The sequence below is a fragment of the Streptomyces sp. BRA346 genome (assembly GCF_052851135.1).
This window is the reverse complement of sequence record NZ_JAIWIH010000109.1, coordinates 1-4,314: the sequence shown is the minus strand read 5'-3', so window position 1 is coordinate 4,314 and position 4,314 is coordinate 1. Positions and strand designations below refer to the sequence as shown.

Here is a 4,314-nt window from a genome sequence, read left to right as displayed (position 1 = left end):
GAGACCGTACGGTTCGCCGACGGGGTCCGGGCCCTGTCCGACGAGGGGGTACGGACCTTCCTGGAACTGGGCCCGGACGGGGTGCTCTCGGCGCTGGTCCGGGACTCGGCGCCGGACGACACCGTCGCCATCCCGACGCTGCGCAAGGACCGTGGAGAGGAACTCGCCCTTGTCACCGGTCTGGCGCGGCTGCATGTGACGGCCACGGCGGTCGACTGGCCCGTACTGTTCGCGGGCACGGGCGCGCGCCGCGTGGACCTGCCGACCACGGTGTTCCAGCGCCGACGGTACTGGCCCTCGGGCACCGCGCGCGTCCGGGACGCCACCGGGCTCGGGCTGGGTGCCGCGGACCATCCGCTGCTGGGCGCGGCGGTGGAGCTCGCCGACGGCGCGGGCGCGGTGTTCACCGGCCGCCTGTCCGTGCAGTCCCATCCCTGGCTCGCCGACCATGTGGTGCGCGGCCGCATTCTGGTGCCGGGCACGGCCTTCCTGGAGTTGGCGATCCGCGCGGGCGACGAGTTCGGCTGCGACCGGATCGATGAACTCACGCTGGCCGCGCCACTGGTGCTGCCCGAACAGGGTGCCGTACGGATCCAGGTGCGCGTGGGCGCCGAGCGCGGCGACGGCCGCCGTGCCATCACGGTCCACGCGCGGACCGAAGCGGCGGGGAATGCCACTCCGTGGACCGAGCACGCCTCGGGCCTGCTCGGCCGGAGCGACGGCACGACCGAGGCGGGAACGGCATTCGATGCCACGGTGTGGCCGCCTGCGGGCGCCGAGCCGATCGAGCTCGGCGACTGCTACGCACACCTCGCCGACCTGGGCTTCACCTACGGCCCGGCGTTCCAGGGCCTGCGGGCGGCCTGGCGCCGGGGCACCGAGCTGTTCACCGAGGTCGCCCTCCCCCGGGAGGCCGAGACGGGCGGCCCGGCGGATGCCGGTGCGTTCTGCCTCCACCCGGCCCTTCTCGACACCGCGCAGCACGCCTCGTCCTTCGCCGACCTCGGCGCTATCAGCGAGGGCGGCCTCCCGTTCTCCTGGCAAGGCGTGTCGCTGTACGCGTCCGGGGCTACGACGGTGCGGGCCCGGCTGTCGCGGATCGAGCACGACGCCGTGTCGATCGCCATCGCCGACACGGCCGGTGACCTGATCGCGTCCGTTGACTCCTTCGTCACTCGCCCGGTCCCGGACGGTCGGCTGGACGACGGCCCGACGGCCGTGGACGCGGATTCGCTGTTCGGCCTCGACTGGGCGCCCGTACCGGCAGGGTCCGGTGCGGTCCGGGCGGGCTCCGTCGCCGTCATCCGGCCGGATGGCCACCCGGGTCCCGGCCAGCAGCCGAATCCCGCCGGTCACGGCCTGGCCGACGCTCTGCGGCAGGCCGACGCGGGCGTCGAGGTACACGCGGACCTGGACGCGCTCGTGGAGCACCCGGTCCCGGACGTGGTGCTGGCGGAGCTCGCGCCCGTACCCGGACAGAACACGATAGACGCCGTCCACGCCACGGTCGCGCGGGCGCTGAGGCTCGTACAGCACTGGCTGGCGGACGAGCGGTTCGCCGGTTCCCGGCTGGTCCTGGTGTCCCGGACCCCCGGTGACCTCGCTGCGGCAGCGGCGTGGGGCCTGCTGCGGTCCGCGCAGTCCGAACACCCCGACCGCGTCACCCTGCTCCACCTGGATCAGACGCCGGGCGACGACGCGGTACCGGGGGCACTGCTGTCGTGGGCGCTGACCGTGCCGGAACCGGAAATCCTCATCCGCGACGGGCAGATCCTCGCCCCCCGGCTGTCCCGCGTGCCACACGGAACCGAGGCCGCCGGCTGGGACGAAGCCGGTACGGTCCTGATCACCGGTGGCACCGGCGGCTTGGGCGCGGTGCTGGCCCGTCACCTCGTGACCGAACACGGTGTACGGGACCTGCTGCTCGCGTCGCGACGTGGAGCCGAGGCCCCCGGCGCCGCAGCCCTCGTCTCCGAACTGACCGGGCTCGGCGCGCGGGTACATACCGTGGCCTGCGACGTCGCCGACCGCCCCGCCCTCAGGGAGCTGCTGACCCGGCACGACGTATCCGCCGTGGTGCACACTGCCGGGGTGCTCGACGACGGCGTGGTCGGCGCCCTCACCGAGGAACGCGTCGGCGCCGTACTGCGGCCGAAGGTCGACGCGGCCTGGCATCTGCACGAACTGACGCGTGACCTGGGCCTGGACCTGTCGGCGTTCGTGATGTTCTCCTCCGCCGCCGGTACCCTGGGCGGGCCGGGGCAGGCCAACTACGCCGCCGCGAACGCCTTCCTCGACGCCCTGGCCGAGCACCGCCGGAGCCTCGGGCTCCCCGGGGTATCGCTGGCGTGGGGCCCGTGGGCCCAGTCCGACGGCAGCGGGATGACCAGCGGTCTGACCGAGATCGACAGAGCCCGTCTGAGCCGCTCGGGTTTCCCGCCCCTGACCGCCCGACAAGGCGTGGCACTGTTCGACGCCGCGTTGGCCACCGGCCGGTCCGCGGTGCTCCCGATCAGGCTGGACCTGCCCACCCTGCGTGCGCGCGGGGAGGTCCCACCGGTGCTGCGGGGCCTGGTACGCACCCCGATCCGCCGTGCCACCAGCCCGACCGTCAATGTGGGTGACGGTGGCGGTGACGGTGGCGGCCTGACCGACCGGCTGGCCGGACTGAGCCGTCCGGACCGTGACGCGGCGCTGCTGGAGCTGGTCCGCGGCCAGGTCGCGCTGGTACTCGGCCACGAAAGCCCGGCAACGGTCGATCCCGTGCGGGCCTTCCGCGACCTGGGCTTCGACTCGCTCACGGCCGTCGAGTTGCGCAACGGGCTGAGTGCCGCGACCGAACTGCGGCTCCCGGCAACCCTGGTGTTCGACTACCCGACGCCGAAGGCACTTGCCGACCACCTGAGCCAAGAGCTCTCCGCCGGGCCCGCGGAGGCGGTGGCAGAGGGCCCGCTGAGCGCGCCGGTGCCGGTCGCCGACGATCCGGTGGTGATCGTGGGCATGGCGTGCCGCTACCCGGGCGGGGTCTCGTCCCCCGACCAGCTGTGGGATCTGGTGGCCGGAGGCGTGGACGCGGTGTCGGAATTCCCGACGGACCGAGGCTGGGATACGGACGGGCTCTACCACCCGGACCCCGAGCGCCCCGGGACCTCGTCGACCCGTGCCGGTGGCTTCCTGCACGAGGCCGCGCAGTTCGACTCCGACTTCTTCGGGATGAGCCCGCGCGAGGCCCTGGCGACCGACGCGCAGCAGCGGCTGCTGCTGGAGACGGTGTGGGAGGCGATCGAGCGCACGGGCATCGATCCGGTGTCGCTGCGCGGCAGCCGGACCGGCGTGTTCGCCGGGGTCATGTACAACGACTACCGGACCTTGCTCACCGGCGACGAGTTCGAGGCGTTCCGGGGCAACGGCAGTGCCCCGAGCGTGGCGTCCGGCCGGGTGTCGTACACGCTCGGGCTTGAGGGTCCGACGGTGACGGTTGATACGGCGTGTTCGTCGTCGTTGGTGGCGTTGCATCTGGCGGCGCAGGCGTTGCGTGCGGGTGAGTGTTCGTTGGCGTTGGCTGGTGGTGTGACGGTGATGTCGACGCCGACGACGTTCGTGGAGTTCTCGCGGCAGGGCGGATTGGCTCCGGACGGGCGTTGCAAGTCCTTCTCGGACTCGGCTGATGGTGTGGGCTGGGGCGAGGGTGTCGGCATGCTGGTGCTGGAGCGGTTGTCCGATGCCGAGCGGAACGGGCACTCGGTACTCGCCGTGGTGCGGGGCAGTGCGGTGAATCAGGATGGCGCGTCGAATGGGTTGACCGCACCGAATGGTCCCTCCCAGCAGCGGGTGATCCGGCAGGCGCTGGCCAGTGGCGGGCTTTCGCCGGTGGATGTGGATGTGGTGGAGGCGCACGGGACCGGGACGACGCTCGGCGACCCGATCGAGGCGCAGGCGCTGCTGGCCACCTATGGGCAGGACCGGGACCGTCCGTTGTTGTTGGGGTCGGTGAAGTCGAATATTGGTCATACGCAGGCTGCGGCAGGTGTCGCGGGTGTGATCAAGACGGTCATGGCGATGCGGCATGGGGTGCTGCCGCGCACCCTGCACGTGGATGCTCCGTCGTCGCACGTCGACTGGACGGTGGGCGATGTCGAGCTGGTGCGGAACACCACCGCCTGGCCGGATTCGGAACATCCGCGCCGGGCGGGCGTCTCGTCGTTCGGCGTCAGTGGCACCAACGCGCACGTGATCGTGGAGCAGGCGTCGTCGCCGGAGCAGCGGGTCGAGGAGCCGTCGGTGGTGCCTGGCGTGGTGCCGTGGGTGGTGTCG

Annotated in this window: 1 protein-coding gene; it reads left to right on the top strand. The window is 72.5% G+C overall.

The annotated features are described in order from the left end of the window. Nucleotides 1-4,314: SDR family NAD(P)-dependent oxidoreductase (locus LCH29_RS43520; protein ID WP_446467213.1), on the top strand; the 4,314-nt coding region annotated here is incomplete at both ends.